Raw genomic sequence first — 26,609 nt, 5'->3', positions numbered from 1 at the left:
CCGCCTCGGCGAAATCAGGACAGGACCGCACCCACCGCCTTGGGCAGCGCGACCGGTGCCAGGTCGGCGCTGGCGTTCCAGGCCGACTCGCTCAGCTGGGTTTCCAGCAGCTGGCGATGGATCGCCTCGCGATGCTGTTGCAGGACGATGTCCAGGGCGCGGCTGGGGGTCAGTTCGACGTCGTCGAAGGTGACGATCTGACCCGGCTCCAGGGCGCGCTTGAGCACGCTGTGCTTGAGCAGGCCGATCGGCAGGTGATCCGGGCACTCGGCGATCTTGACCGCCTCGCCGCGCACGCTGTAGCCGCCGATGCCGCGCTCGATGATGTCGCCGGCCGCCATGGGCTTCTTCATGATGGCGGCCACGCTCAGGGTCGGCGTGGTGGAGTTGTTGAGCAGGATCTTGCCGCCGGCGATGACGCGTCTCAGGGTCTTGCCGACCTCCAGGGAGCACAGGTGGAAGGGGCGTACCAGCACGTAGTACGGGCCCTTGCCCAGCTTGAAGTACTCGATGGCACCGGCCTGGTCTTCGTCATGGCGACCGACCACGAAGACGCCACCGGCGGAGTAGCCGCTGGGGATCACGTAGTCGACGATGGGCTGGCCCAGTTGCTCGGCCATCTGCGCGAGGATGTTGGCGCTGTCCTGCAGGTTGGTCGAATTCAGGCCTTCCAGCCCCTGGCGGGTGATGGTGGCGCCATAGTTGTTACCGACCACCACCTGCTCGATCTGCACCTTGGTGCCGTCGGTGAAGGAGGTGGTCTGGTCGACGCTGGTGCCCTGGCGCGCGGACCAGTAGGCCATGTCTTCCGGCGTCGGGTTGTGGTTCAGATAGCCCTTCATGTTGCCGTAGACCAGCGGCTTGAAGCCCATCTGCACGGCTTCTTCGTGCAGCGCCGCCAGCGAACCCGGCTGGTCGCCCTCGGCCTCGGTCAGGAAACCCTTGCCGGCCAGGTAGGAACCGGTCGTCACCTGCAGTTCGGCATTGATGGTGACCACCTTGATGCCGGCCTCGAAGGCGCGCTCGATGATCTCGGTGCCGTGGTAGGGGTCGCCGCTGCACTCCACCAGCAGGTCGCAATGATCGATGAGATCCGCCACCGACTGGGTGAGCGCCTCGGTCAGCGGATAGTCGGTGACCGTGGCGATGGGCCGGCGGGTCAGGACGCGGGTCACGGTCATGTCGTCATAGTGACGGCTGATGAGCCGGGCCAGGCAGCGCGAGATCATGCCGGTACCGACGATGCCGATACGGGTGACAGGGGATTGGGAGGACATAGGATCGATTCCTTTCAAAGAGAATGTCGGTAGCGAGCAAAGCCACCATGCGAAGTGCCGACCCCAACTACATGTCCGATCTCTTGCAAATGGAAAAAAGCTTCCATCAGAAATTCTTTGACTGGGATCAATCTTTCCGTGCGACTCGAAGCCAAATCAAAAATTCATGACTTCGTAACAGATAGCGACCAATGGCTGCAGATCGCCACCTTTTTCCTTGCCGTCCAGCGACGGCCGTTCAACTCGTCGGTTCAGCGCGCCCTGTGCCTGAGTCACCACGCGCCCAATAGCCGCGGCGGAACAGGTCACGTTCGCCCAGGACCAGCAACAGCACCAGGAAGCCCAGCATGGCCACGCTGACGCTGACGATCAGCTCCAGCAGGCCGACCGGCTTGGGCAACAGGAAACTCAGCAGGGCCACTGCGCTGCCCGCGCTGAACCAGCGCAGCAGCAGCGACAGGTGCAGGCCGGCCAGGGAGTGGCGATAGAGCGCCAGCGCCATGAATACCGCCTGCAGGAAGGCTCCGGTGGTAAAGGAGTAGGCCAGTCCCTGGGCACCGAATGGCCGATAGACAACAGCGTCCAGGGCCACGGTGATGAAGGAGCTGGCCAGGGTGGCGTAGAGGAAGGTCCGGGCGCGCTGCTGCGACAGCAGGGCACGCCCCCACAGCAGGGCCAGCCCCATCCAGGGCAGACCCAGGGCATAGGCCACCACCAGGGTGGCGGTCGCCGCGCTCTGCTCGGCGCCAAAGGCCCCGCGCTCCAGCAGCACCTTGACCACCGGCTCGGAGTAGCTGAACAGCACCACGGCGGCCGGCACCAGGAACAGCAGGGTGCCGAGCAGCGCCTTGCGCATCAGCGCGCTGTACTTGTCGGCATTGCCCTCGTTCCAGCTGCGGGTCAGCTCGGGAAAGATCATCGCCAGGATGGACAGCGCATAGAGCGTCAGCGGAATGGTCACGATGCGGTAGGAGAAGGACAGCATGGTGATGTTGCCCTCCGCCAGCAGCGAGGCGAAGAAACGCTCCGCCAGCATGCAACCCTGCTGGGCGCCGGCGGCGAGCAGCACGGGAGCGAAGGTCACGGCGAAGGGACTGCCTTCGGGCTTCTCGAAGGCCACCGAGCGCTCGCCAAGATAGCCCAGGCGGCGGTGCTGGATGACGATCAGCAGCACCTGGGGCAGCAGCATGCCGGTGAACAGCGCGATACCGCTCGGCTGCAGGATGACGATGGCCAGGATGGCGCCCAGATTGAGCATCAGGGTGCGGGTCATCGGCAGAATGAAGATGCGATCGAGGTTGAGCAGCGCGCCCTGGCAATAGAGGACGGCCTGCACGCAGATCAGCAGGGTACCGACGGCGAAGACCAGCTTGCCGGTCTCGACCTGCTCGTCGCTCCAGCCCGGCGCCAGGGCATGCATCAGCCAGGGACTGGCGAGGACGCCGATCACCGACAACAGCAGGCCGAACAGGCCGATGCGCCAGTACAGCCAGCGACCGACCTGCTCGTACTGGGCGTTGCAGCGGTCGCGGATGCGTTGCAGATAGGGAATCATGGCATCGCGCAGGGCGAGGCCGAAGAAGCTCTCGAAGAACACCGGCAGGATGAGCGCGACAAAGATCAGGTCGGCTTCCCAGCTCACGCCGAATTGGCGGGCGATCAACAGGTCGCGCAGGAACCCCAGCAGAAAGCTGGCGACCGTGATGGCCAGGATGATGAGGGTCGAACTCACGCCCGCACCTCGATCGACCCAGACGGGCCAAGCGCGGCAATAAGCGGACGGATAAAGATGGCAGGCATTGGCGGTCTCGTTCCGTGAGCCGGAGGTGATCCGGATAAAGGCGGGCAGTGATGCCCGTTTGGTCCAGACTCAGAGACCAGCTTCCGCGCTTAAGTTTCCCGAGGCAAATCTGGAGACACGCAGAAATGTCGAACGATTGGCAAATTGCCATGAGTGACCGAAGGCTGACCGCCGAGCGGTAGTCCTTGCAATCCCGCGGCAAGCCAACTACTGTATATATAACCAGATACAGAATACGAGGTGACGCATGGCCGTCGAAGTGTTGTATCGCAGCAGCCGAGATCCGGAGCGCCTGTTCATGGATAAAGCCGAAGCCGATCGTCACGACAAGATGTTGGAGCTGGCCGAGTCGCTCGCCAGCGTATTGGACAAGGCCGTACCCGGTCTTGCCGAGAAGCAGTGCGAAGACCTGGGGCTGTTCATGGCCCGCAATCGCGAGGTCTTCGCCCGGGCGTTTCGCAACCAGCCGGATGCGCTGGGCGAGTTGGACCTGTCCAGCTAGCAAGGGGCGCTGCCCCTCGGGTAGCCTGGGAAGAGATCTGAGCCGGAGAAAGCCTCTTGTCCCTTCCCATCATCTTCGATACCGATCCTGGCGTGGACGACGCCCAGGCCATCGCCCTGCTGTTTGCCGATCCCGCCTTCGAGGTGATCGGGCTGACCACCACCTTCGGCAATGTGCCGGTCACCACGGCGACCCGCAACGCCCTGCTGCTCACCGAGCTGGCCGGCCGGGACACGCCCGTCGCGGCAGGGGTGGCCGAGCCCCTGGTCAAGCCGGCCGGCAACCACGCCCTGCACGTGCATGGCCAGGATGGCCTGGGCAACCAGCAGCTGCCCACACCAAGCCAGACACCCCACGCCCTGGATGCGGCGCGCTTCATCGTCGAGCAGACCCGCCTGCGACCGGGCGAGATCACCCTGGTGGCGGTCGGGCCGCTGGGCAACCTGGCCCTCGCCCTGGCGCTGGATCCCACGGTCGCCGAGCGCGTCCGCGAAGTGGTGGTGATGGGCGGCGCCATCGTCGAGCCGGGCAACGTCACGCCGGTGGCCGAAGCCAACATCTTTTCCGACCCCCATGCCGCGGCGCGGGTCTTCGCCGCTCCCTGGCCACTGACCCTGGTCGGCCTCGATGCCACCCACCGCGCCGTGCTCGATCCGCCCCGCCTGCAGCGCATCGCGGCGCGCCAGGGCGCCCTCGGCGAGGTGCTCGCCCGCAGCTATGACTTCTATGCGGACTTCTACCGCAGCGTGAAGGACATCGACGGCTGCCATCCCCACGACAGCTGCGCCCTCGCCTATCTGCGCCGCCCCGAGCTGTTCCACACCGCCCGCGGTCATCTCAGCGTCGGCACCGAAGGCCTGGCGGAAGGCCAGACCTTTTTCGCCCCCGAGGGGCGCGCCTACCTGGACGGGCGCTGGTCCGGCAATCCGCCGGTCACGGTCTGCCTGGGCATGGATGGCGCCGCCATGGTGGCCTGGATGGAAGAGGTCCTGACCGCAGCGGAGCGGTAATCGGTCACGAATCCGCGAGAACGGCGTGCCAGAGCGGCCCGGGACCGCTCAACTGAGAGCCATGCACGCAACGCGATTGCAGCAGTGAGGTAGAAAGCCGCTCTGGATTTCTACCTACCGCCCCGGCGGACGACTGCGCAAAGGATTGCCCATGGCTCGCTACGATCTCCTGCTCAGCGGCAGCTGCCGCGACGATGTTTCCCCCGACACCCTGAGGATCAGCCTGCTCTATCAGCTCAAGCTGGCACCGGAGCAGGTGGAGCGCCTGCTGCCCCCGGCCAGGGGTGTCCTCAAGCGGGACCTCGCCAGCGCGCAAGCCCACGAATGGGTCGAGCGGCTGCGGGATACGGGACTGGATGTCCATCTGGTCGAGCGCCAGGACTCCACCCCCGTCGCCCAGGACCTCGATCTGCAGGCGCGCCTGGCCGCGTTGCAGGCAGCGGGCCTGCCGCGCCCGGCCTTCTCCCTGGGTGAGCGCCTGCAACTGCTGGCGGCCGTGCTCCTCGGCCTGACGCTCAGCCTGCTCTATCTGCTGCCGGGCCTGGCCGGATTGCTGCTGGCGATCTGTGCCCTGGCGGCCTTCATCACTCTGCCGCACCAGGATATCGTCGTCGCCTGTGGCCTGGCCCTGCCGCTGGCCGGCCTGGGCGCCTGGCTGGCCCTGGGCTTTCTGGCGCCGCGCCCGGGCCGAGGAACAGAAGCCGCCGCCGAACGGCCGCTGACGCCAGCCCAGGAGCCGGCGCTGCATTCGCTGATCGCAGCGCTCTGCCAGGCCATGGGGGTCTGCCCGCCTCGGCGCCTGCTGCTGACGGCGGAGGTCGACATCCGCTTCGCGGTCAGGACCCGGACGCTGCGCCTGGGCCTGCCGCTGATGACGGCACTCACCCGCGATCAGTACCTGGCCAGCCTCGCCCATGTGCTGGGGCACCAGGTGAGCGCTCTGGATCGTCTGGGGGGCGCCCTGCTCAATGCCTGCCTCGCGCAACTGGAACGCCTCGGCCAGGCGGCGTCCCGAGGGCTCCTCGCCCGCGTCGCCCGTGGCTGGGCCCGCCTGCTCTTTGCCAGCGGCCAGCGCCTCACCCACACCGCCAGCCAGCGCCGGGAAGCCCGCGCCGATCATTACCAGGTCCTGCTGGGCGGCAGCGCGGCCTTTCGCACAACGGCGCACCAGATGCGCCTGGCCCAGCAGGCCTGGCGTGAAGCCAGACGGCGCAGCCTGACGGCACCCGCGGCCCAGGGCCTGGTCGGCAATCTGCTGGAGTTGCACGCGGCCCTGCTGGCTCGCCAGACGCTCTCCCCCACGCCGACCTCCGCCAGCAGCCGCTACTGGGGTCGTCATCCGGCGGATCGGCAGCGGATCGCCTGGGCCGAGCGGCATCCGCTCCCCGGACTGCTGGACGACCGGCGCCCTGCCAGTGCCCTGCTGGAGCAGCCCGATGCGCATGGCCGCGCCCTGACCCTGCTGGTCCATCGCCTGGCCGGCCGCCAGCCCGAGGCGGAGCCAGCGGCCACGGTGGCCACGCTGGTTCCGGAACCGGTCCAGGACAGTGACACGGACCTGCAGCGCTGGAGTGGCCATGCCTGGCCCGATTGCCCCTGGCTACCCCTGCACCTGCCGCTGGAGCGGACCACCCGCGCCCTCGAGGCAGACACTGTCCGCGAACGCATCCTGCTGCTGGCCGCCGGCACCGCGGACGCCTGGCAGGAAGCAGAAAAGCAAAGCCAGCGGCGCTGCCTGCTGGCCTTCTACGAAGAGCTGCACAGTCATGGACTGGCCCACGTCGTTCACGGCGAAGGGGCGTTCAACCAGGAGCACCTGCAGGAGTATCGGGCCATCGATACCTGGCAGACCGCCGCGCGCCAGCAGTTGCTGGCCGTGGCGCCGCTCTATCGGCAGCGCATCGAACGGGCCCTGGCCCAGCGTCTGCCCGGCCAGGAGCAGGCTGCCGAGCTCTATCGGCTGCTGCTCACCCTGGCCGAGCGCTATCCGGACGTGGAGCGCCTGCGCGAGGCGCGCCTGCTGGTGAAGGAATACCGCACCCTGCAGCGGCGACCGCAGGGCCCCAGTCAGATCAATGCCCTGTGCGAATTCGCCAAGCAGGATTATCGACGCCGGGTCGCGGACTGGCTGGCCTGCGACCTGCCCCTGCCTCCCGCCATCGCCACGGTCAGCCTGGGCGACTACCTGCAGCGTCACTGCCCCCGGCTCGATCTCGCCGAGGATTCCCTCTCCGCGGTCTATCGCCACAGCGCGGAGCTGCTGCCTGCGCTCAACACCCTGCACCAGCGTCTCTGGCTGCTCCTCGCCCGCGCCTGCCTGGCCGCCGAAGCCGATCAGGTGTCGCTGCAACAAAGCGCCTGAGCCTGACTGCGGGCCATAAAAAAAGGCCCCATACGGGGCCTTTTCCTGCAGCGCGGGATCAGTTGACCTTGGGATCCAGCTCGCCGCGGGCATAGCGCTCGAACATGGCGTCCAGGGAGATCGGCTTGATCTTGGAGGCCTGGCCGGCGGTGCCGAAGGCTTCGTAACGGGCGATGCAGACGTCGCGCATGGCGGTGACGGTCTTGGCCAGGTACTTGCGCGGGTCGAACTCGCTACGGTTCTTGGCCATGAACTCGCGGATGGCACCGGTGGAGGCCAGACGCAGGTCGGTGTCGATGTTGACCTTGCGGACCCCGTACTTGATGCCTTCGACGATCTCTTCGACCGGCACGCCGTAGGTTTCCTTGATGTCGCCACCGTACTCGTTGATGATCTTCAGCCACTCCTGGGGCACCGAGCTGGAGCCGTGCATGACCAGATGAGTGTCCGGGATGCGCGCATGGATTTCCTTGATGCGCTGGATCGACAGGGTGTCCCCGGTCGGCGGCTTGGTGAACTTGTAGGCGCCGTGGCTGGTGCCGATGGCGATGGCCAGGGCGTCGACCTTGGTGGCCTTGACGAACTGGGCGGCTTCTTCCGGATCGGTCAGCAGCTGGCTGTGATCCAGGGTGCCTTCGGCGCCCACGCCGTCTTCTTCACCGGCCATGCCGGTTTCCAGGCTGCCCAGGCAGCCCAGCTCGCCTTCCACGGACACGCCGCAGGCATGGGCGAAGGCCACGGTCTGCTGGGTGACGCGCACGTTGTAGTCGTAGTCGGACGGCGTCTTGCCGTCGGCCATCAGCGAGCCGTCCATCATCACCGAGGAGAAGCCCAGCTGGATGGAGCGCTGGCAGACGTCGGGGCTGGTGCCGTGGTCCTGGTGCATGACCACCGGGATGTGCGGGAATTCTTCCACCGCGGCCAGGATCAGGTGACGCAGGAAGGGAGCGCCGGCGTACTTGCGGGCACCGGCGGAGGCCTGGACGATGACCGGCGAATCGGTCTTGTCGGCGGCTTCCATGATGGCGCGCATCTGCTCGAGGTTGTTGACGTTGAAGGCCGGGACGCCGTAGCCGAATTCGGCGGCGTGATCCAGCAGCTGACGCATGCTGACGAGTGCCATTGGTGATTATCTCCCTACAAAGGCGGTGGTGGCGCCAGCCTGCATGAGCGGCTGGCAGGGTTCAAGCGGCCGACCCCTGGCCGCCCTGGATTAATCGGTTCAGCTGACATTCGCCGCTTCAAGGCGTCCGGCAGCCGCGGCCGATGAGGTCGTTGTTGGCGATCCAGTAGACGAGTCCCTGGTCGCCGCGGATGTGCAAAGCCACCAGCCCGTCGGTATAGGACTGGCCATCGGTGGCCGGTTCGCGGTTGAGATGACGGATCAGGCCATCGCCTTCCAGCTTGAGGTCGACGATGGACTGGCTGCGATCCACATAGCGCCAGTCGAAGGCCGCCTTGGAATCGCAGACCCAGTGGGTCCAGCCGCCGGTCTGCTGCGCGCCGCGACCGGCACAGCCGGTCAGCACGGCGAGACCCAGCAGACCGAGGGCGAGCGTGCGCCCCTTCACTGGGCGCAACCGCTGGCAGGACGGCTGGCGTTGCCATTGAGCGTATCGACCCGCTCGCCATTCTGCGCCGTGGGCGTGGCGGCTGCCGCCGGTGGCGGCGCGAACACCGCGCAGGCCTTGTCGGCATTGCCACCGGCGCAACCGGCCAGCATCAGGACAGCGGAACAGACGAGCAGCGGCGTACGCATGGCGATTACTCCTGGGCGCGTTGCTGGAGGACTTCGACGGCCGGCAGGACCTTGCCCTCGACGAATTCGAGGAAGGCGCCGCCACCGGTGGAGATATAGGAGACCTTCTCGCCGATGCCGTACTTGTCGATGGCGGCCAGGGTGTCGCCACCACCGGCGATGGAGAAGGCGTCGCTGTCGGCGATGGCCTGGGCCAGGGTGCGGGTGCCTTCGCCGAACTGGTCGAATTCGAAGACGCCCACCGGACCGTTCCAGAGGATGGTCTTGGCCGACTTGAGCAGGTCGGCGAATTGCTGGGCGCTGACCGGGCCGATGTCGAGGATCATGTCGTCGTCGGCCACGTCGTTGATCGACTTGGTAGTGGCCTGGGCGGTCTCGGCGAATTCCTTGGCGACCACCACGTCCACCGGCAGCGGCACGCTGACCTTGGCGGCGATGGCCTTGGCGGTGTCCACCAGATCGGCTTCGTACAGCGACTTGCCAACCTTGTAGCCGGCCGCGGCGAGGAAGGTGTTGGCGATGCCGCCGCCGACGATCAGCTGGTCGCAGATCTGCGCCAGGGAGTTGAGCACGTCCAGCTTGGTAGAGACCTTGGAGCCGGCGACGATGGCGGCCATCGGGCGGGCGGGATTGCCCAGCGCCTTGCCCAGGGCGTCCAGCTCGGCGGCCAGCAGCGGACCGGCCGCGGCGACCTTGGCGAACTTGGCCACGCCATGGGTCGAACCCTCGGCGCGGTGGGCGGTGCCGAAGGCGTCCATGACGAAGATGTCGCACAGGGCGGCGTATTTCTTCGCCAGCTCATCGGCGTTCTTTTTCTCGCCCGCGTTGAAGCGCACGTTCTCCAGCAGCACCAGCTGACCCGGCTCCACCTGGACGCCGTCCAGGTAGTCCTTCACCAGGGGCACCTCGCGGCCCAGGGCCTTGCTCAGGTAGGCCGCGACCGGGGCCAGGCTGTTTTCCTCGCTGAACTCGCCTTCGGTGGGACGACCCAGGTGCGAGCAGACGATCACCGCGGCCCCCTTTTCCAGGGCCAGCTTGAGGGTCGGCAGGGCGGCGACCAGGCGGGCATCGCTCTTGATCTGGCCTTCCTTCACCGGAACGTTGAGGTCTTCGCGAATCAGGACGCGCTTACCCTTCAGATCGAGGTCGCTCATTTTCAACACGGACATACAGGCAATCCCTTAGTTGTGCTTGTTTCAGGTGGGCTTGGCGATGCGCAGCCAATGGCCGGCGACGTCGAGCATGCGGTTGGCGAAGCCCCATTCGTTGTCGAACCACACCAGCAGATTGACCAGCCGGGGGCCGGAAACGCGGGTCTGGCTGCCATCGACGATGGCGGAATGGGGATCGTGGTTGAAATCGCAGGAGGCGTGGGGCAACTCGGTGTAGTCGATCAGCCCGGCCAGGGGACCGCTCCGGGCGGCGTCACGCAACAGGGTGTTGAGCGCCGGCGCGGTGGTGTCGCGGCCGACGATGCAGGTGATGTCCAGGCAGGAGACGTTGACCGTGGGTACGCGCACGGCGCGGGCCTGGATGCGCCCGCTCAGTTCCGGCAGCAGGCGTTCGATGCCGCGCGCCAGGCCGGTCGCCACCGGGATGATCGACTGGAACGCCGACCGCGTCCGACGCAGATCTTCGGCATGGTAGGCGTCGATCACGGGCTGGTCGTTCATGGCCGAGTGGATCGTGGTGATGGAGACGTACTCCAGACCCAGGGTCTCGTGCAAAAGTTTCAGCACCGGGACGCTGCAATTGGTGGTGCAGGACGCATTCGAGACCAGCGTCTCGTCACCGCGCAGGGCCTGCTGGTTGACGCCATAGACCACGGTGGCGTCGACGTCGGTCTCGCTGACCATGGGCTGGGAGAACAGCACCCGCGGCGCACCGGCGGCGAGAAAGCGCCCGGCCTCGGCACGGGTGCTGAAGGCGCCGGAGCATTCCAGCACCAGATCGACGTCCAGCGCGCGCCAGTCCACCCGCTCGGGCTCCGCCTCGCGACGGATCTCCAGGGCCTGGTCGCCGATGCGCAGGCGTTCGCCGTCCAGCGCCACCCGCCCGGGAAAGCGGCCATGGGTGGAGTCGAAGCGGGTCAGGTATTCGAGACTGGGCCGGTCGGCCAGGTCGTTGAGGGCGACGATGGCGAGCTCGCTCGCCGCACCGCGCTCGTGCAGGGCACGCAACACGCAACGACCGATGCGACCGTAGCCGTTGAGAGCAAGGCGATAGCGAGCGGAACTCATGCGTGAACGGACTCGGGCGCAAGCGAAAGGCCGATTATGCGGCGGTTCGACGACGAATGGGAGTCGCGAGCGTAGTCAGGGCGACTTTCGCACTACAAAAAGGCGCTCTTCTTGGCAGACAGGAAAGAAATCCACCCTCTGGCCAGACGCCCCTGCTGCAGCCACGGCGTCTTGCGGTCTGCAGGGGGAAGTCCGCAGGTAGCCCCAGGGGCGGAGGGACTACCTGGTTCAGCGGCCATGGCCTGACTGAAATCGTCATCCAGGCGTGATAGAGCAGAGCCATGACCCAGATCAAAATCCCCACTTGTTGTGGTGTAGAAATTCAAAAACACCATATGTAGTATCTGGACCGAACTTGAGACCCAAGTCGAACTCAAAGGAAAGGACCCGCGCCGCCCCGGCAGAGCCCGGCTGGCGACAGGCTTTTTCCTTTGAGTTCGCCCCACTACGGACAGGAGTCAGCCATGACCATCACCATCTACAGCAAGCCCGCCTGCGTGCAGTGCAACGCCACCTATCGCGCCCTGGATCGCCAGGGCATCGCCTACCAGGTGGTGGACATCGAGCAGGACGCCAAGGCGCGCCAGACCGTGGAATCCCTGGGCTATCGCCAGGTACCGGTAGTGGTGGCCGGTGACGACCACTGGGCCGGCTTCCGCCCGGACAAGCTCGGCCAGCTGGTGGCCTGAGGCCAGGACCATGGGCGAGCTGCTGTATTTCTCCAGCACCTCGGAGAACACCCACAGATTCGTCGAGAAACTCGGACTGCCGGCGCGGCGCATCCCCCAGGATCCCGCCGCCGAACCGCTCAAGGCTCGCGAGCCCTACATCCTGGTCTTGCCGACCTATGGCGGCGGCGGCAGCAAGGGCGCGGTGCCCAAGCCGGTGATCCACTTTCTCAACGATCCGCACAATCGTGCCCTGATCCGCGGCGTCATCGCCGCCGGCAACACCAACTTCGGCGAGGGCTACTGCCTGGGCGGACGCATCGTCGCCCAGAAATGCGCGGTACCCCTGCTCTACCAATTCGAATTGCTCGGCACGACGGAAGACGTCGACCGGGTGCGCACGGGAGTGAACGACTTTTGGCAACGTCAGGCCTGACCCCGACCGGCAGCGAGGCGGACTACCACGCGCTCAACGCCATGCTCAATCTCTACGGTCCCAACGGCGAGTTGCAGCTGGACAAGGATCGCCAGGCGGCGCGCCAGTACTTCCTGCAGCACGTCAACCAGAACACCGTGTTCTTCCACAACCTGGACGAGAAGCTCGACTACCTGGTGGACAAGGGCTACTACGAGGCAGCGGTGCTGGAGCAATACGCGCCGGCCTTCGTGAAGGCGCTGTTCGAGCGCGCCTATGCCTACAAATTCCGCTTCCAGAGCTTCCTGGGCGCCTTCAAGTACTACACCAGCTACACCCTCAAGACCTTCGACGGCCAGCGCTACCTGGAACGCTACGAAGACCGGGTGTGCATGGTCGCCCTGAGTCTGGCCCGTGGTGACGAGGGCCTGGCCGAGTCGCTGGTGGACGAGATGATCAGCGGGCGCTTCCAGCCGGCCACGCCGACCTTTCTCAACGCCGGCAAGCTCCAGCGCGGCGAGTTGGTGTCCTGCTTCCTGTTGCGCATCGAAGACAACATGGAGTCCATCGGCCGCGCGGTGAATTCGGCGCTGCAGCTGTCCAAGCGTGGCGGCGGCGTGGCCTTTCTGCTGAGCAACGTGCGCGAGGTGGGGGCGCCGATCAAGCGCATCGAGAACCAGTCTTCCGGCATCATCCCGATCATGAAACTGCTGGAAGACGCCTTCTCCTACGCCAACCAGCTGGGTTCGCGCCAGGGCGCCGGGGCCGTCTATCTCAATGCCCACCACCCGGACATCCTGAGATTCCTCGACACCAAGCGCGAGAACGCCGACGAGAAGATCCGCATCAAGACCCTGTCCCTCGGCGTGGTCATCCCGGACATCACCTTCGAGCTGGCCAAGCGCAACGCCGACATGTACCTGTTCTCGCCCTACGACGTGGAACGGGTCTATGGCGTGCCCTTCGCCGACATCAGCGTGAGTGACAAGTACGCGGAGATGGTGGCCGATGCGCGCATCCGCAAGCGCAAGATCAACGCCCGGGAATTCTTCCAGACCCTGGCGGAGATCCAGTTCGAATCCGGCTATCCGTACCTGATGTTCGAAGACACGGTGAATCGCGCCAATCCCATCGCCGGGCGCATCAACATGAGCAACCTCTGCTCGGAGATCCTCCAGGTCAACACCCCCAGCCGCTTCGACGAAGACCTGGGCTACGAGCATGTCGGCCAGGACATTTCCTGCAACCTGGGCTCGCTGAACATCGCCCGCACCATGGATTCGCCGGATCTGGGCCGCACCGTGGAAACCGCCATCCGCGGCCTCACGGCGGTCTCGGAAATGAGCGACATTCGCTGCGTACCCTCGGTGGCCGCCGGCAACGCCGCCTCCCACGCCATCGGCCTGGGGCAGATGAATCTGCACGGTTACCTGGCCCGCGAGCACATCCACTACGGCTCGGCCGAAGGCCTGGATTTCACCAATCTGTACTTCTACACCGTCACCTACCATGCGGTGCGCGCCTCCAATCGCCTGGCCATCGAGCGCGGCCAGAGCTTCCAGGGCTTCGCCGATTCCAAGTACGCCAGCGGCGAGTATTTCGATCAGTACACCGAGGGCGACTTCACCCCGCGCACCCCGCGGGTGGCCGAGTTGTTCGAGGTGGCCGGCATCCGCCTGCCGACCCGCGCGGACTGGCAGGAACTCAAGGCCTCGGTGATGGCGCACGGGTTGTTCAACCGCAACCTCCAGGCCATCCCGCCGACCGGCTCGATCTCCTACATCAACCACTCCACCTCGAGCATCCACCCCATCGTCGCCAAGGTGGAGATCCGCAAGGAAGGCAAGCTGGGCCGCGTCTACTACCCGGCGCCCTACCTGGCCGACGACAACCAGGAGTTCTACCAGGACGCCTACGAGATCGGCCCGGAAAAGATCATCGACACCTATGCCGAGGCCACCCGCCATGTCGACCAGGGACTGTCGCTGACGCTGTTCTTCCGCGACACCGCCACCACCCGCGACATCAACCGGGCGCAGATCTACGCCTGGAAGAAGGGCATCAAGACGCTCTATTACATCCGCCTGCGCCAGGCCGCCCTGGAAGGCACCGAGGTGCAGGGCTGCGTGTCCTGCAGCCTGTGAGGAAAAGGTCATGAATGCAGCTATGAACGCCCCGCGCCTGAATCGCATCAACGCCATCAACTGGAACCGCATCCAGGACGAGAAGGACCTGGAAGTGTGGAATCGCCTGACCGGCAACTTCTGGCTGCCGGAAAAGATCCCGCTGTCCAACGACATCCCCTCCTGGGCGACCCTGACGCCCAAGGAACAGCAGCTGACCATCCGCGTCTTCACCGGCCTGACCCTGCTGGACACCATCCAGAACGCCGTGGGCGCGCCGACCCTGCTGGCCGATGCCGTCACCCCCCACGAGGAAGCGGTGATCGCCAACATCGGCTTCATGGAAGCGGTGCATGCGCGCTCCTACAGCTCGATCTTCTCCACCCTCTGCTCGACGCCGGACGTGGACGAGGCCTATCGCTGGAGCGAGGAGAATCCCTATCTGCAGACCAAGGCCGACCTGATCCTCGCGCGCTACCACGCCGAGGACCCGCTGCTGCGCAAGGTGGCCAGCGTCTTCCTGGAGTCCTTCCTGTTCTATTCGGGCTTCTACCTGCCGATGTACTGGTCCAGCCGCGCCAAGCTGACCAACACCGCCGACCTGATCCGCCTGATCATTCGCGACGAAGCGGTGCACGGCTACTACATCGGCTACAAATTCCAGCAGGCCCTGGCCAAGGAAAGCCCGGAGCGTCGCCAGCAGGTCAAGGACTTCGCCTACGAGCTGCTGCAAGATCTCTACGACAACGAGGTGGCCTACACCGAGGACCTCTACGACAGCGTCGGCTGGAGCGAGGACGTGAAGAAATTCCTTCACTACAACGCCAACAAGGCGCTGATGAATCTGGGCTTCGAAGCCCTGTTCCCCAGCAGCATGACCGACGTCAGCCCGGCGATCCTCGCCGCCCTGTCGCCCAGCGCCGACGAGAACCACGACTTCTTCTCCGGCTCGGGTTCGTCCTATGTCATCGGCAAGGCGGTCAGCACCGAGGACGAGGATTGGGATTTCTGAGCCAGCCTCCTGCTTCGTCAAGCACCCTCTTCCTCCGAAAGAGGGTTGGGATGAGGCCGCCCCGGGCGACGAAGCCCTCAGTGGAAAAGGCTGCGCCGTTTTCCACGCTACGGTGCTGAGCCGGCCGCCTGCTCCGACAAGCCCCCTCTCCCCCTGGGAGAGGGTTGGGGTGAGGGTGCCCCTCGCGACGAAGCTCTAGTGGAAAAGACTGCGCCGTTTTCCTCGCTACGACGCTGAACCGGCCTGCTCCGGCAAGCCCCCTCTCCCCCTGGGAGAGGGTTGGGGTGAGGGCGCCCCTCGCCGCGAAGTCCCCAGCAGAAAAGGCTGCGCCGTTTTCCACGCCACGACGCTAGTAATACGGCTTATCGCGGCCATGGGCCGCTCCTACAAACGCCTGATGCTCCTGTAGGAGCGGCCCATGGCCGCGATAGCTCTCTACCTCAGCGGTCCCGTCCGAAAACGGCCAGTCCCCCCTCCCCGGCGGTGCTAACCTGCCGCCATGAACGCATTCCCCGATATTCCCGCCTTCGAACGCGCCCGCCTGGCGCGGGATCCGCGCTTCGACGGCCTGTTCTACACCGCGGTGCTCACCACCGGCATCTACTGCCGGCCAGTGTGCCCGGCGCAACCGCCACGCCCGGAAAACGTCAGCTACTACCCCAGCGCCGCAGCCGCCGAGGCCGCGGGCTATCGCCCTTGCCTGAGATGCCGCCCGGAGCTCTCCCCCGCCGGCGGCCACTGGCAACGCGGCGACGCCACCCTGGCCCGTGCCCTGCGGTTGATGGACGAAGGCCTGGACGACGGCGGCCTGCCCGCCCTCGCCGCCCGCCTCGACCTCAGCGAACGCCAGTTGCGCCGGCTGTTCGTCGAGCGCCTGGGCGCCGCGCCCCTGGCGGTGCTCACCACCCGCCGACTGCTGTTCGCCAAGCAATTGCTCAGCGAGACCCGGCTACCCATCACCGAGGTGGCCCTGGCCGCCGGCTTCGGCAGTCTCAGGCGCTTCAACACCGCCTTTCGCGACGCCTACGGCCTGGCCCCCAGTCAGGTGCGCAAGGGTCAGGCCGCGGCTTCGCCGGTGCTGGTCCTGCGCCTGGCCTATCGACCGCCCTACGACTTCGCGGCCCAGCTGGATTTTCTCCGCGGCCACGCCCTGCCCGGCGTCGAGGTGCTGGACGACACCAGCTACGCCCGGGTGATCGGTACCCCCGAACAGCCCGGCTGGCTGCGCGTCTCGGCCTGGGACGCCGACACGCCGGCGCTGCGCCTGGAATTGCACGGTGCCGCCCCTGGAGAGCTGCAGGCCGCGGTGGCGCGTATTCGCCGCATGTTCGATCTGGACGCCGATCCCGAAGCCATCGCCCAGGGTCTGGCGGTCGATCCGACCCTGGCCGAACTGGTGGCGCGCCGCCCGGGCCTGCGCCTGCCCAGTGGCTGGGACGGCTTCGAGATCGCCGTGCGCGCCGTCATCGGCCAGCAGGTCAGCGTGGTGGCAGCGACCACCATGACCGCCCGGGTGGTGCAGCGCTTCGGTCGTCCCTGGGGCGAGCCTGGTCACGAGGCCAGTCGACCGCCAGCCGGTCTGCATCACTTCTTTCCCACGGTGGATGCCCTGGCCGATGCCGCCCTGGAAGACCTCACCGGCCTCGGCCTGATCCGCGCCCGCGCCGGCACCCTCGGCACCGTGGCCCGGGCCTTGCGCGCCGGCGAGGTGGACTTCGACACCGGGCGCACCCTGGACGATTTCGCCCGGCGCTGGATCGCGCTCAAGGGCATAGGGCCCTGGACCGCCCAGTACATCGCCCTGCGTGCCCTGGCCCATCCGGATGCCTGCCCGGTGGAAGACCTGGTGCTGCAGAAGCGGCTGGCGCCGCCCGGCGAGCGCCTGACCGCCAAGGCCCTGTACGCTCGCGCCGAAGCCTGGCGGCCCTGGCGTGCCTACGGGGTGATGCAGGTCTGGCGCGAAGCCACCTGGAAGGCGCCCGCCGACGCCCCCGCCGAACCCGTCCCCACCCGCCTCGCCAAGGAGTCGCCCCGATGATCGCCTACTGCCTGCTGGACAGCCCCATAGGTACGCTCACCCTGGCCGCCGACGACAGTGGCCTGCGCGTGGTGGAGTTTCCCGAGAATCGCTACCTGGCCAAGCGCGACGCCAGCTGGAGCGCCGCCGACCACCCCATCCTCGACCTGGCCCGCGAGCAGCTGGGCGAGTACTTCGCCGGGCAGCGCCGGACCTTCGAGCTGCCCCTGGCACCGCGCGGCACCCCCTTCCAGCTGGCGGTCTGGCAGGCCCTGGCGGAGATCCCCCACGGCCGGACCTGGAGCTATGGTCAACTCGCCAGCCATCTCGGCCGACCCCAGGCGATGCGCGCGGTGGGCGCCGCCAACGGGCGCAATCCGCTGCCCATCGTGCTGCCCTGCCACCGGGTGATAGGGGCGTCCGGCGCCCTGACCGGCTTTGGCGGCGGCCTGCCGACCAAGCAATTCCTGCTGGAACTGGAAGGCGCACTGCCGCCGCCGCGGGATCTCTTCGCCGCCTCCCAGCCAGGCACTGCGCCAGAATCTGCCTGTTAAAAGGCTCTAGAATGCACCTTTCGGCGCTTGAGTCGGTGCAACCCTGTAGCGCACACTGGAGCTTTCGATTCGCAAGGACGCGATGCGATGTTCAGCTCAGCCAATACCCCGACCTTCACCCTGACGCTGGACGGCGTCGCCCAGGATTTCCAGGTGCTCGCCTTCGACGGCCACGAGGCCATCGGCCAGCCCTATCGCTTCCAGCTCGAGCTGGTCAGCGAGCGCCCGGACTGGCCGCTGGAAGCGCTGTTGCAGCGGCCCGCCTTTCTCGCCCTGGGTCCGGGTGACCAGGGCATCCACGGCCAGCTCGCCGCCGTGACCCAGGGCGATACGGGCCGGCGCCTGACCCGCTATCGCGCCGAACTGGTGCCGCGCCTGGCTGCCCTGGCCCACCGCGTCAATTCCCGCATCTTCCAGGGACGCAGCGTGCCCGAGATCCTGGCGCAGCTGCTCGAGGAGCACGGCATCCTCGACGGCGACTATCGCTTCGCCCTGGGGCCAACGCGCTATCCGCCGCGCGACTACTGCGTGCAGTACGGCGAAAGCGATCTGGCCTTTCTCACCCGCCTCTGCGAAGAAGAGGGCCTGCACTTCCACCACCAGCATCGCCGCGACGGTCATGTGCTGGTGTTTGGCGATGACGCCACCGGCTTTGCGCGGCTGGGCGCCACCCGTTATCGACCCGGCAGTGGTCTGGTGACGGACGAACCCGTGATCAGTCGCCTGGCGGTCGGCCTGCAGATCCGCAGCAGCGCCGCGACCCTGCGCGATCACGACCCATTGCAACCTCGGCTGCGCCTGCACAGCAATGCGGAAACCGCGGCCCAGCCCGCGCTGGAAGACTATGGCTTTCCCGGCCGCTTCACCGATCGCGCTACCGGCCAGCGCCTGAGCAGCCGGCGCCTGGAGCGCCTGCGCGGGGACGCCGTTCAGGCCGAGGGTGCGAGCGACCAGCCCAGCCTGGTGAGCGGGCATTTCCTGCCGTTGGAACAGCACCCGCGCGCCGACTGGAATCAGCTCTGGTTGCTGACCGAGATCCAGCACGAGGGTCGCCAGCCCCAGGTCCTGGAGGAAGACGCCACCGACGCCATCCCGGCCGACGGCTGGCGCCAGGGCTATCGCAACAGCTTTGTCGCCCGGCCCTGGGCGCAGCCCTTCCGCCTGCCCCTGCGCCATCCCAAGCCCAGGCTGCTGGGCGCCCAGAGCGCCGTGGTCACCGGACCGGCCGGCGAGGACATCCATTGCGATGCCCTGGGCCGGATCAAGGTGCAATTCCACTGGGATCGACGGGGCCGGGCCGATGAGCGCACCAGCTGCTGGCTGCGGGTCGCCAGCGGCTGGGCGGGTGACGGCCACGGCGCCCTGGCGGTGCCGCGGATCGGCATGGAGGTGCTGGTGGGCTTTCTCGAGGGGGATCCCGACCAACCCCTGGTGATCGGCTGCCTGTACCACGCCGAGCATCGCCCACCGCTGGAGCTGCCCCGGGACAAGACCCGCACCACCTTCAAGAGCCTGAGCAGCCCCGGCGGCGGTGGATACAACGAACTGCGCAGCGAGGATCAAGAGGGTCAGGAAGAGATCCATGTCCATGCCCAGCGCGACTGGGACGAACGCATCGGCCATGATCACCGCAGCGAGATCGGCCACGAGCGTCATGAGCGCATCCGCGGCAACAGCTACAGCGAATTCCACGCCGAGGAACACCGCATCACCCGGGGCGAGCGCCGCAGCGAGGTGCGCGCCGACGACCACCTGGACATCGGCGAGAGTCAGCACCTGCGGCTGGACGGCAGTCTGCTGGTCGAGGCCGGCAGCGAGATCCGGCTCCAGTCCGGCCAGAAGATTGTCCTGGAAGCCGGCGCCCGCCTGACCCTCAAGGCCGGCGGCAGCTTCATGCAGCTGGAGGCCGGCGGGGTCACCCTGGCAGGGCCGAGCATCCGGGTGAATCCCTGAGCAGGCGCTGAATCCCGGGCATAAAAAAGCCACGCCTCAGCGTGGCTTTTTCTATTAGCGCGGCAGGACTCAGTCTTCCAGCAACTCGCCAGCCACCGCCAGGACGTTGTCCAGGGTGAAGCCGAAGTGCTCGAACAGCGCGGTCGCCGGGGCGGATTCGCCGTAGGTGTGCATGCCGATGATGCGCCCGTCGAGACCGACGTACTTGTACCAGAAGTCGGCGATGCCGGCTTCGATGGCGATGCGGGCACCGACTTCCACCGGCAGGACCTGCTGGCGGTACTCGGGGCTCTGGCGGTCGAAGACGCTGGTGCTGGGCATGGAGACCACGCGCACCTGGCGACCTTCGGCGCTCAGGCGCTCGTAGGCCTGCACCGCCAGGCCGACTTCGGAGCCGGTGGCGATGAGGATCAGCTCGGGTTCGCCGACGCAGTCCTTGAGCACGTAGCCGCCGCGGGCGGCGTTGCCCAGGGTGGCTTCGTCACGCACGCTGTGGGCCAGGTTCTGACGCGAGAAGATCAGCGCGCTGGGACCGTCGCGACGCTCCAGGGCCGCGGTCCAGGCGATGGCGGATTCCACCGCATCGGCCGGACGCCAGGTGTCCAGGTTGGGGGTGTAGCGCAGGGAGGCCAGTTGCTCCACCGGCTGGTGGGTCGGACCGTCTTCGCCGAGACCGATGGAGTCGTGGGTGAAGACATAGAGCACCCGCTGCTTCATCAGCGCCGACATGCGCACCGCGTTGCGGGCGTATTCCATGAACATCAGGAAGGTGGCGCCGTAGGGCACCAGGCCGCCGTGCAGGGCGACGCCGTTCATGATGGCGCTCATGCCGAATTCACGTACGCCATAGTGGACATAGTTGCCGCTGGCGTCTTCGGCGGTGACGCCCTTGGCGCCCTTCCACAGGGTCAGGTTGGAGCCGGCCAGGTCGGCGGAGCCGCCGAGCAGCTCGGGCAGCAGCGGACCGAAGAATTGCAGGGCGTTCTGGCTGGCCTTGCGGCTGGCGATGGTCTCGCCCTTGGTGGCGACGTCCTGGATGAAGGCGGCGGCGCGCTCGGCGAAATCGGCGGGCAGGTCACCGGCCATGCGGCGCTTGAATTCGGCGGCCAGCTGCGGATGGGCCTGGGCGTAGGCGGCGAAGCGCTCGTTCCATTCGGCTTCGGCGGCGGCGCCGCGCTCCTTGGCACTCCAGTCGGCATAGAGCTCGGCGGGAATCTCGAAGGGCGCATGGGACCAGCCGAGCAGTTCGCGGGCGGCCTGGATCTCGTCGTTGCCCAGGGGAGCGCCGTGGCACTCTTCCTTGCCCTGCTTGTGCGGCGCGCCATAGCCGATCACGGTCTTGCAGCAGATCAGGGTGGGCTTGTCGCTCTTGCGCGCGGTGTCCAGGGCGGTCCTGATCTCGTCGGCGTCGTGGCCGTCGACGTTGCGGATCACCTGCCAGCCGTAGCTCTCGAAGCGCTTGGGGGTGTCGTCGGTGAACCAGCCTTCGACCTCGCCATCGATGGAGATGCCGTTGTCGTCATAGAAGGCGATCAGCTTGGACAGGCCCAGGGTGCCGGCCAGGGAGCAGACCTCGTGGGAGATGCCTTCCATCATGCAGCCATCGCCCAGGAAGGCGTAGGTGTGGTGGTCGACGATCTGGTGGCCATCGCGGTTGAACTGGGCGGCCATGACCTTTTCCGCCAGGGCGAAGCCCACGGCGTTGGCGATGCCCTGGCCCAGGGGACCGGTGGTGGTCTCGATGCCCGGGGCGTAGCCGTATTCGGGGTGGCCCGGGGTCTTGCTGTGCAGCTGACGGAAATTCTTCAGGTCGTCGATGGACAGGTTGTAGCCGGACAGGTGCAGCAGCGAATAGATGAGCATGGAGCCGTGGCCGTTGGACAGCACGAAGCGGTCACGGTCGGCCCACTGGGGATTGCCAGGGTTGTGCTTGAGCTGATCGTGCCAGAGCACCTCGGCGATGTCGGCCATGCCCATGGGGGCGCCGGGGTGGCCGCTGTTGGCTTTTTGCACGGCATCCATGCTGAGGGCGCGGATGGCGTTGGCTCGATCACGACGGCTGGGCATTGCGGTGTCTCCTGGCAGAGGCAGAGCGAAAGGGCCATCATTCTGGCCCAGCCAGGGCACTTCCAGCAATCGGCGCGGTCGCCTCAGCCCGCCGGGCAGACTGTCGCGCCGTCGGCCACGAAGGCCCGCGCCACCGGTTCGATGCGCCGGGCCAGGGCTGCCAGGGCCTGGCGGTGCGCCGCGACGACCTCGGCATAGGAGGCGCCGGCGGGCTGGCTGATCCGGCTGCCGCAGGTGAGCACCCGCTCGCCACCCGGTTCGGCCAGGCGCAGGGTCCAGAGCGCGTCCTGCTGGACGCCGCGCCCGGGCCGCGAATCGAAGCGCTGCAGGTCCACCTTGATGCGCAGCACCGGGGCGCCGCTGCCGCGCGGGGCATCGCCCAGGTCCAGGGTACCGAGGTCCCGGGACAGGTCGGCGGACAGGGCGCTGCGCACCTCGTCGGCCAGGGGCGCGATCCAGCGCTCGTTCTCCAGCAGGGCGATGCCCTCGCCCTGGCGCACCACCAGCTGCGGCTGATCCACCTGGGGCGGCACCGAGACGCCCTGCAGGGCGAAGCGGAAGTCCGCCGCGCGCGCCTGGCTGGCGGGCTCCGCGGCGCTGGTCAGGGTGTGGTAGTTGAGCGGCGCCTTGGACGAACAGGCGGCCAGCAGCAGGGGCAGAGCCAGGCAGGTCAGGCGCTTCATTGCAGTTTTCCTTTGGCGGGATCGCGGGAGCCCGGTTCGAACTTGGGCGGCGGATCGGTCACCAGACCGCGGATCAGGGATTCCGGATGGCGGCCGAGGTAGTCGCCGAACACGCGCAGGGAACGCGCCATGCGCTGCATCTCTTCCAGGGTCTGGGTCAGATTCTGCTGCACCGGGGAATCCGCGCCCAGGCTCTGGCTTGCACTGCCGGTGAGCTGCTGCACGCCCATGAGGGTGGTGGTCAGCTGCGGCAGGACCCCGGCGTTGAGCTGCTTGAGGGTGCCGCTGAGCTGCGCCAGGCTGGTGTCGAGATTCTTGCCGATGGAATCGAAGGGGATCTTGTCGATCTTGTTGACGATGCCGGCCATCTGCTCCTGCAGGCGATCGAAGCTGCCGGTGACGGTGGGAATCGACAGCGGCTTGGCCTGGGGATCGAAGGCCACCCTGGGTGCATTGGGCACGAAGTCGACGGAAATGTAGAGCTGGCCGGTCAGCAGGTTGCCGGTGCGGGCCTGGGCGCGCAGACCGCGGGCCACCCAGCCGGCGAACAGCTTGCCGTCGCGGTCCTTGGTCTCGATGCGCTTGCCGACGTCGCCCAGCCGCTGGGGATAGATGACCGCGCCGACGATCAGCGAGAAGCGATCCTGGGCGTCCTCGTAGTCGGGGGTCAGGGAGACCACCCGGCCAACGTTCATGCCGAGGAATTCCACCGGCGCCCCGGTGGCGAGGCCACGCAGCGACTGCTGGAATCTCATCCGCACATAGAAGGGCTCGCCATCCGGCGGCGCCAGGGCGCTGGCCTGGTCGTCGAACAGGGTGAAACTCTGGTCTTCGTCGGCCTCCTGCGGATCCTTGGGCCATTCGGGGGTGACGAAGGCGATGCCGCCTGCCACCACCGTGGCCAGCGACTGGGTATTGAGCTTGAGGCCGGAGGCGCTGAGCGAGACATCGACCCCGCTGGCGTTCCAGAAGCGGCTGTTGGCGGTGACGAAGCGGTCGTAGGGCGAATCGACGAAGATCTGCGCGCTGACGCCCTTGCCGTCCTGGTTGAGGTGGAAGGACACCACCCGGCCGACCTGGATGCGCCGGTAATAGACCGGCGAGCCGACGTCCAGCGAGCCGATGTCGTCGGCGGTGACGATGAATCTCTTGCCCGAGGCGCCGTGAATCAGCGCCGGCGGCTGCTCCAGGCCGCGGAAGTCGCGATGGGACTCGGTGGAATCGCCGATGTCGGCGCCGATGAAGGCGCCCGACACCAGGGTGTCGACCCCCGAGACGCCATTGACGCCGAAGCGCGGCCGCACCACCCAGAAGCGCGCGTCCTTGGTCGCGAAGCCCTCGGCGGACTTTTCCAGCTCGATGGTGGTGATCACCCGGTTGCGATCCGGCGCCAGCTGGATGTCGCTGACGGTGCCGATCACCACGTTCTTGTACTTGACCTGGGTCTTGCCGGCTTCCAGGCCCTCGGCGGTGAGAAAGGTCACCGTGATGGTCGGCCCGCGCGAGGCCCAGCTGTGGATCACCATGGACAGCCCGATCAGGGCCGCCACGATGGGCACCAGCCAGATCAGCGATACGCTCCAGCGACTGCGGCGTACCTCGGGGGTAGGCGCCAGGGCGTCGGGTTCATGCCTGTCCGTCATCGTTCACCTCTGCATCCCAGATCAAGCGGGGATCGAAACTCATCGCGGCGAGCATCGTCAGCACCACCACGAAACCAAAGAACACGATACCCAGGCGCGGCGCCGCCGAACTCAGGGCACCGAAGTGCACCAGCGCCGAGACCAGGGCCACCACGATCACGTCGAGCATCGACCAGTAGCCGATCAGCTCGACGAAGCGATAGAGCCGGGCGCGCTGGGCGGTGGCCCAGTCGCTGCGGCGCTGGCAACTCACCAGCAGGGTCCCGAGCACCAGAAACTTGATGGAGGGCACCGCCACGCTGGCGATGAAGATCACCAGGGCGACGCCCCAGGAGCCGTTCTCCCAGAATTCGATCACCCCCTCGAGGATGGTGCTTTCCGTGCCGCGGCCCAGGGTACCGGTGAACATCACCGGCAGGGTATTGGCGGGGATATAGAGGATCAGCGCGGCGAGCAGATAGGCCCAGGTCTTGGCATAGACGTTGGGCTTGCGCCGGTGCAGCGCCGAGCCGCAGCGCGGGCAGCCGGCCTTGTGCCGGCGCGGCGCGGTGCAGACCTTGCCGCAGACGTGGCACAGGCACAGGCCGAGTTCGTCGGCGCGCGGCGGCAACTGCGGCGCGCTCAAGACTCGCGCTCCCCGACGGCGTCCCACAGCGGGTGCAGGTCGCGCTTGGCGATGATCAAGAGGACCACCATCAGCCCGACCATGCCGAACAGCCCCAGCCCCACCACCACGTGCAGCAGGCCGGCCAGCTTGATCACCGCCACCAGGGCGCCGAGCACGAAGACCTCGATCATGCTCCAGGGCCGCAGGTAATGCAGGGTGACCATGGCCGTGGCGAAGCCGGGGGCACGGCGGCCGAGCTGGGCGAAGCCGAGCACCCAGAGCAGCAGCAGGATCTGCAGCAGCGGCACCACGAACAGGGTCATGGCCACCACCAGCGCCATGGGGCCGGCGAAGCCGCGACTCATGGCGACCACCGATTCCAGCAGGGTCGCCTCGCTGTGCAGGCCGCGAAAGCTGAGTTGCAGGATGGGCCCGACATTGGCGATCACGAACAGCACCGCCGCGGCGATCGCCAGCGCCAGCAGACCCTGGATGTCCAGGCGGCTGGCACGATAGAGCAAGGCGCCACAGCGCAGACAGTGCGCCCGCTCGCCAGCGGCGAGCGGCTCCAGGCGATGCACCGAATCGCAGTGCTCGCAGATCACCAGGCGCGTGCCGGCGGCAGGCGCGGAAGGGGACGGTGGCTGGACGGACATGGGTTACCCGGTGACGCTCCTGGAAGGGGGCTGCAGGTTGGACGCGCGAGTCTCGCGGTCGTTACCGCAACGTTGCGAAGACCGCTGAGCAAAAGGCCCCGGCATCTTACCTTCCTCGACGAAGGTATGCGCGGCCCACCCCCATGGACAAGTATCAAAACTTTTTGATGCTTTTCTTGCGAGGCCCGGGACGGGTCTCTAGACTAGCGCCCCATGAATCCGCTCCGCGTGCCGGCGCTCGGCCAAGAACCAGGAGATACCCTCGCCGCCCTGTGCAAGGCCGGCGGCGACCCCCTGCGCCTGAACGTCCTGCGCGCCCTGCACAGCGCCTCCTTCGGCGTGCTGGAACTGGCGCAGATCTTCGCCACCGGCCAGTCCGGCATCAGCCACCACCTCAAGGTGCTGGCTCAGGCGCAGCTGGTGGCCACCCGCCGCGAGGGCAACGCCATCTTCTATCGCCGCGCCCTGCCCCGCCCCGGCAGCCTGGGGGGCGCCCTGCACGCCGCCCTGCTCGAAGAGGTGGACGCCCTGGACCTGCCCAGCGCCGTGCAGACGCGGATCACTGAGGTGCATGCCCAGCGCGCGGCGGTGAGTCGCGACTTCTTCGCCCGGGTGGCGGAAAAATTCCAGGCCCAGCAGGACCTCATCGCCAGTCTGCCGCAGTATCGCGACGGCCTGCTCAGCCTGCTGGACGCCCTGGCCCTGGATCCGCGCGGCTGCGCCCTGGAAGTGGGTCCGGGCGACGGCGCCTTCCTGCCGGACTTGGCGCGGCGTTTCGCCCGGGTGGTGGCGGTGGACAACAGCCCGGCCATGCTCGAACTGGCGCGCCAGCGCTGCCAACGCGATGGCCTCGCCCATGTCGAACTGCAACTGGCCGACGCCCTCGCCGAGCCGCTGCCAGCGGCCGACTGCGTGGTCCTCAACATGGTCCTGCACCACCTCGCCGCGCCGGCGGAGGCGCTGCAGCAGCTGGCGCGGCGCGTGGCACCGGGCGGCAGCCTGGTGATCACCGACCTCTGCCCCCACGACCAGACCTGGGCGCGCGCGGCCTGTGGCGATCTCTGGCTCGGCTTCGACCAGGACGAACTGGCGCGCTGGGCCCAGGCCGCCGGCCTGCAGGCGGGCGAAAGCCTCTACCTCGGCCTGCGCAACGGCTTTCAGATCCAGGTGCGCCAGTTCGCGCGCCCGGATCAGGGAAACACCCCGTCATGAGGCCAACCGGCCAGTGGCGGGCGGACCCGACGCTCAAGGGCGTCATGT

Annotated in this window: 23 protein-coding genes; 11 read left to right on the top strand and 12 right to left on the bottom strand. The window is 67.2% G+C overall.

Annotation, left to right across the window (positions count from 1 at the left end; genetic code table 11):
- Window positions 1-14: 14 nt before the first annotated feature.
- Together ACZ5R1_RS01895 and ACZ5R1_RS01890 are read right to left on the bottom strand one after the other, a co-directional pair.
- A complete protein-coding gene (locus ACZ5R1_RS01895; protein ID WP_169854534.1) occupies window positions 15-1,229 on the bottom strand; it encodes an NAD(P)-dependent oxidoreductase in 1,215 nt (404 codons plus the stop codon).
- Window positions 1,230-1,515: 286 nt separating this feature from the next.
- Entirely contained in the window at window positions 1,516-3,009 is a 1,494-nt protein-coding gene (locus ACZ5R1_RS01890; RefSeq protein ID WP_027603073.1) for a lipid II flippase MurJ, read from the bottom strand.
- A gap of 316 nt (window positions 3,010-3,325) precedes the next feature.
- On the opposite strand from ACZ5R1_RS01890, the gene ACZ5R1_RS01885 reads away from it, so the two are divergent.
- The 3 genes from ACZ5R1_RS01885 to ACZ5R1_RS01875 all read left to right on the top strand — a co-directional run bounded on the left by ACZ5R1_RS01885 (window position 3,326) and on the right by ACZ5R1_RS01875 (window position 6,952).
- Window positions 3,326-3,580 carry a YebG family protein gene (locus ACZ5R1_RS01885; RefSeq protein ID WP_464712783.1) on the top strand — a complete coding sequence of 85 codons (255 nt, stop codon included), beginning with the start codon at window positions 3,326-3,328 and terminating at the stop codon, window positions 3,578-3,580.
- A gap of 56 nt (window positions 3,581-3,636) precedes the next feature.
- Complete coding sequence (locus ACZ5R1_RS01880) at window positions 3,637-4,590, top strand: nucleoside hydrolase (RefSeq protein WP_115945149.1); 954 nt, start codon at window positions 3,637-3,639, stop codon at window positions 4,588-4,590.
- A gap of 151 nt (window positions 4,591-4,741) precedes the next feature.
- Window positions 4,742-6,952 carry a M48 family metalloprotease gene (locus tag ACZ5R1_RS01875; protein WP_464712782.1) on the top strand — a complete coding sequence of 737 codons (2,211 nt, stop codon included), beginning with the start codon at window positions 4,742-4,744 and terminating at the stop codon, window positions 6,950-6,952.
- 58 nt (window positions 6,953-7,010) lie between these two features.
- Here ACZ5R1_RS01875 and fba read toward each other — a convergent pair whose 3' ends face one another.
- The 5 genes from fba to epd form a co-directional block, all read right to left on the bottom strand.
- Window positions 7,011-8,075, bottom strand: coding sequence for a class II fructose-bisphosphate aldolase (fba, locus tag ACZ5R1_RS01870; protein WP_007161286.1), 1,065 nt, complete (start codon window positions 8,073-8,075; stop codon window positions 7,011-7,013).
- A 118-nt stretch (window positions 8,076-8,193) separates the two neighbouring features.
- Window positions 8,194-8,523, bottom strand: a complete 330-nt coding sequence (locus ACZ5R1_RS01865) for an MliC family protein (RefSeq protein WP_027598234.1) — start codon at window positions 8,521-8,523, stop codon at window positions 8,194-8,196.
- Window positions 8,520-8,711, bottom strand: coding sequence for a hypothetical protein (locus tag ACZ5R1_RS01860; RefSeq protein WP_007161288.1), 192 nt, complete (start codon window positions 8,709-8,711; stop codon window positions 8,520-8,522). Before ACZ5R1_RS01860 ends, ACZ5R1_RS01865 begins: the two co-directional genes overlap by 4 nt.
- Before the next feature lie 5 nt (window positions 8,712-8,716).
- Window positions 8,717-9,880 carry a phosphoglycerate kinase gene (locus ACZ5R1_RS01855; RefSeq protein ID WP_027598233.1) on the bottom strand — a complete coding sequence of 388 codons (1,164 nt, stop codon included), beginning with the start codon at window positions 9,878-9,880 and terminating at the stop codon, window positions 8,717-8,719.
- A gap of 27 nt (window positions 9,881-9,907) precedes the next feature.
- Entirely contained in the window at window positions 9,908-10,951 is a 1,044-nt protein-coding gene (gene epd / locus ACZ5R1_RS01850; protein ID WP_464712781.1) for an erythrose-4-phosphate dehydrogenase, read from the bottom strand.
- Between the two features lie 464 nt (window positions 10,952-11,415).
- Here epd and nrdH point away from each other — a divergent pair, with 464 nt between their 5' ends.
- The 7 genes from nrdH to ACZ5R1_RS01815 all read left to right on the top strand — a co-directional run bounded on the left by nrdH (window position 11,416) and on the right by ACZ5R1_RS01815 (window position 19,693).
- Window positions 11,416-11,640, top strand: coding sequence for a glutaredoxin-like protein NrdH (gene nrdH / locus ACZ5R1_RS01845; protein ID WP_007161291.1), 225 nt, complete (start codon window positions 11,416-11,418; stop codon window positions 11,638-11,640).
- Between the two features lie 10 nt (window positions 11,641-11,650).
- Entirely contained in the window at window positions 11,651-12,055 is a 405-nt protein-coding gene (nrdI, locus tag ACZ5R1_RS01840; RefSeq protein ID WP_027598230.1) for a class Ib ribonucleoside-diphosphate reductase assembly flavoprotein NrdI, read from the top strand.
- A complete protein-coding gene (gene nrdE, locus ACZ5R1_RS01835) occupies window positions 12,037-14,178 on the top strand; it encodes a class 1b ribonucleoside-diphosphate reductase subunit alpha (protein ID WP_464712780.1) in 2,142 nt (713 codons plus the stop codon). The genes nrdI and nrdE overlap by 19 nt, the downstream gene beginning before the upstream one ends.
- Window positions 14,179-14,188: 10 nt before the next feature.
- The gene (gene nrdF, locus ACZ5R1_RS01830) at window positions 14,189-15,169 is read left to right on the top strand and encodes a class 1b ribonucleoside-diphosphate reductase subunit beta (RefSeq protein ID WP_284670313.1); all 981 of its coding nucleotides are present in this window, start codon (window positions 14,189-14,191) and stop codon (window positions 15,167-15,169) included.
- 499 nt (window positions 15,170-15,668) lie between these two features.
- Window positions 15,669-17,207 (top strand): DNA-3-methyladenine glycosylase 2, encoded by a 1,539-nt coding sequence (locus ACZ5R1_RS01825; RefSeq protein ID WP_027598227.1) that lies wholly within the window; start codon window positions 15,669-15,671, stop codon window positions 17,205-17,207.
- Window positions 17,204-17,740, top strand: coding sequence for a methylated-DNA--[protein]-cysteine S-methyltransferase (locus tag ACZ5R1_RS01820; RefSeq protein WP_044341089.1), 537 nt, complete (start codon window positions 17,204-17,206; stop codon window positions 17,738-17,740). The genes ACZ5R1_RS01825 and ACZ5R1_RS01820 overlap by 4 nt, the downstream gene beginning before the upstream one ends.
- 87 nt (window positions 17,741-17,827) lie before the next feature.
- The gene (locus ACZ5R1_RS01815) at window positions 17,828-19,693 is read left to right on the top strand and encodes a type VI secretion system Vgr family protein (protein WP_464712779.1); all 1,866 of its coding nucleotides are present in this window, start codon (window positions 17,828-17,830) and stop codon (window positions 19,691-19,693) included.
- A gap of 69 nt (window positions 19,694-19,762) precedes the next feature.
- Here ACZ5R1_RS01815 and tkt read toward each other — a convergent pair whose 3' ends face one another.
- The 5 genes from tkt to ACZ5R1_RS01790 form a co-directional block, all read right to left on the bottom strand.
- Window positions 19,763-21,760, bottom strand: coding sequence for a transketolase (gene tkt, locus ACZ5R1_RS01810; protein WP_464712778.1), 1,998 nt, complete (start codon window positions 21,758-21,760; stop codon window positions 19,763-19,765).
- An 83-nt stretch (window positions 21,761-21,843) separates the two neighbouring features.
- A complete protein-coding gene (locus tag ACZ5R1_RS01805) occupies window positions 21,844-22,443 on the bottom strand; it encodes a PqiC family protein (protein ID WP_144961323.1) in 600 nt (199 codons plus the stop codon).
- Window positions 22,440-24,086 (bottom strand): PqiB family protein, encoded by a 1,647-nt coding sequence (locus ACZ5R1_RS01800; RefSeq protein ID WP_464712777.1) that lies wholly within the window; start codon window positions 24,084-24,086, stop codon window positions 22,440-22,442. Before ACZ5R1_RS01800 ends, ACZ5R1_RS01805 begins: the two co-directional genes overlap by 4 nt.
- Window positions 24,070-24,711 carry a paraquat-inducible protein A gene (locus ACZ5R1_RS01795; protein ID WP_115945141.1) on the bottom strand — a complete coding sequence of 214 codons (642 nt, stop codon included), beginning with the start codon at window positions 24,709-24,711 and terminating at the stop codon, window positions 24,070-24,072. Before ACZ5R1_RS01795 ends, ACZ5R1_RS01800 begins: the two co-directional genes overlap by 17 nt.
- Complete coding sequence (locus tag ACZ5R1_RS01790) at window positions 24,708-25,349, bottom strand: paraquat-inducible protein A (protein WP_027603063.1); 642 nt, start codon at window positions 25,347-25,349, stop codon at window positions 24,708-24,710. Before ACZ5R1_RS01790 ends, ACZ5R1_RS01795 begins: the two co-directional genes overlap by 4 nt.
- A gap of 213 nt (window positions 25,350-25,562) precedes the next feature.
- On the opposite strand from ACZ5R1_RS01790, the gene ACZ5R1_RS01785 reads away from it, so the two are divergent.
- On the top strand, window positions 25,563-26,561 hold the full coding sequence (locus ACZ5R1_RS01785; RefSeq protein WP_042135348.1) for an ArsR/SmtB family transcription factor: 999 nt from the start codon (window positions 25,563-25,565) through the stop codon (window positions 26,559-26,561).
- Window positions 26,562-26,609: the final 48 nt, after the last annotated feature.

It is taken from the genome of Pseudomonas sp. Pso3, assembly GCF_055393275.1.
This window is presented reverse-complemented; position numbering and strand designations above follow the sequence as displayed.

What these genes read in the sequence shown, in the direction of transcription:
- ACZ5R1_RS01895 (WP_169854534.1), bottom strand. Translation starts at nt 1,229, where the DNA reads ATGATCTCGCGCTGCCTGGCCCGGCTCATCAGCCGTCACTATGACGAC.
- ACZ5R1_RS01885 (WP_464712783.1), top strand. Translation starts at nt 3,326, where the DNA reads ATGGCCGTCGAAGTGTTGTATCGCAGCAGCCGAGATCCGGAGCGCCTG.
- ACZ5R1_RS01875 (WP_464712782.1), top strand. Translation starts at nt 4,742, where the DNA reads ATGGCTCGCTACGATCTCCTGCTCAGCGGCAGCTGCCGCGACGATGTT.
- fba (WP_007161286.1), bottom strand. Translation starts at nt 8,075, where the DNA reads ATGGCACTCGTCAGCATGCGTCAGCTGCTGGATCACGCCGCCGAATTC.
- ACZ5R1_RS01860 (WP_007161288.1), bottom strand. Translation starts at nt 8,711, where the DNA reads ATGCGTACGCCGCTGCTCGTCTGTTCCGCTGTCCTGATGCTGGCCGGT.
- ACZ5R1_RS01855 (WP_027598233.1), bottom strand. Translation starts at nt 9,880, where the DNA reads ATGTCCGTGTTGAAAATGAGCGACCTCGATCTGAAGGGTAAGCGCGTC.
- epd (WP_464712781.1), bottom strand. Translation starts at nt 10,951, where the DNA reads ATGAGTTCCGCTCGCTATCGCCTTGCTCTCAACGGCTACGGTCGCATC.
- nrdH (WP_007161291.1), top strand. Translation starts at nt 11,416, where the DNA reads ATGACCATCACCATCTACAGCAAGCCCGCCTGCGTGCAGTGCAACGCC.
- nrdI (WP_027598230.1), top strand. Translation starts at nt 11,651, where the DNA reads ATGGGCGAGCTGCTGTATTTCTCCAGCACCTCGGAGAACACCCACAGA.
- nrdF (WP_284670313.1), top strand. Translation starts at nt 14,189, where the DNA reads ATGAATGCAGCTATGAACGCCCCGCGCCTGAATCGCATCAACGCCATC.
- ACZ5R1_RS01825 (WP_027598227.1), top strand. Translation starts at nt 15,669, where the DNA reads ATGAACGCATTCCCCGATATTCCCGCCTTCGAACGCGCCCGCCTGGCG.
- ACZ5R1_RS01820 (WP_044341089.1), top strand. Translation starts at nt 17,204, where the DNA reads ATGATCGCCTACTGCCTGCTGGACAGCCCCATAGGTACGCTCACCCTG.
- ACZ5R1_RS01815 (WP_464712779.1), top strand. Translation starts at nt 17,828, where the DNA reads ATGTTCAGCTCAGCCAATACCCCGACCTTCACCCTGACGCTGGACGGC.
- tkt (WP_464712778.1), bottom strand. Translation starts at nt 21,760, where the DNA reads ATGCCCAGCCGTCGTGATCGAGCCAACGCCATCCGCGCCCTCAGCATG.
- ACZ5R1_RS01805 (WP_144961323.1), bottom strand. Translation starts at nt 22,443, where the DNA reads ATGAAGCGCCTGACCTGCCTGGCTCTGCCCCTGCTGCTGGCCGCCTGT.
- ACZ5R1_RS01800 (WP_464712777.1), bottom strand. Translation starts at nt 24,086, where the DNA reads ATGACGGACAGGCATGAACCCGACGCCCTGGCGCCTACCCCCGAGGTA.
- ACZ5R1_RS01790 (WP_027603063.1), bottom strand. Translation starts at nt 25,349, where the DNA reads ATGTCCGTCCAGCCACCGTCCCCTTCCGCGCCTGCCGCCGGCACGCGC.
- ACZ5R1_RS01785 (WP_042135348.1), top strand. Translation starts at nt 25,563, where the DNA reads ATGAATCCGCTCCGCGTGCCGGCGCTCGGCCAAGAACCAGGAGATACC.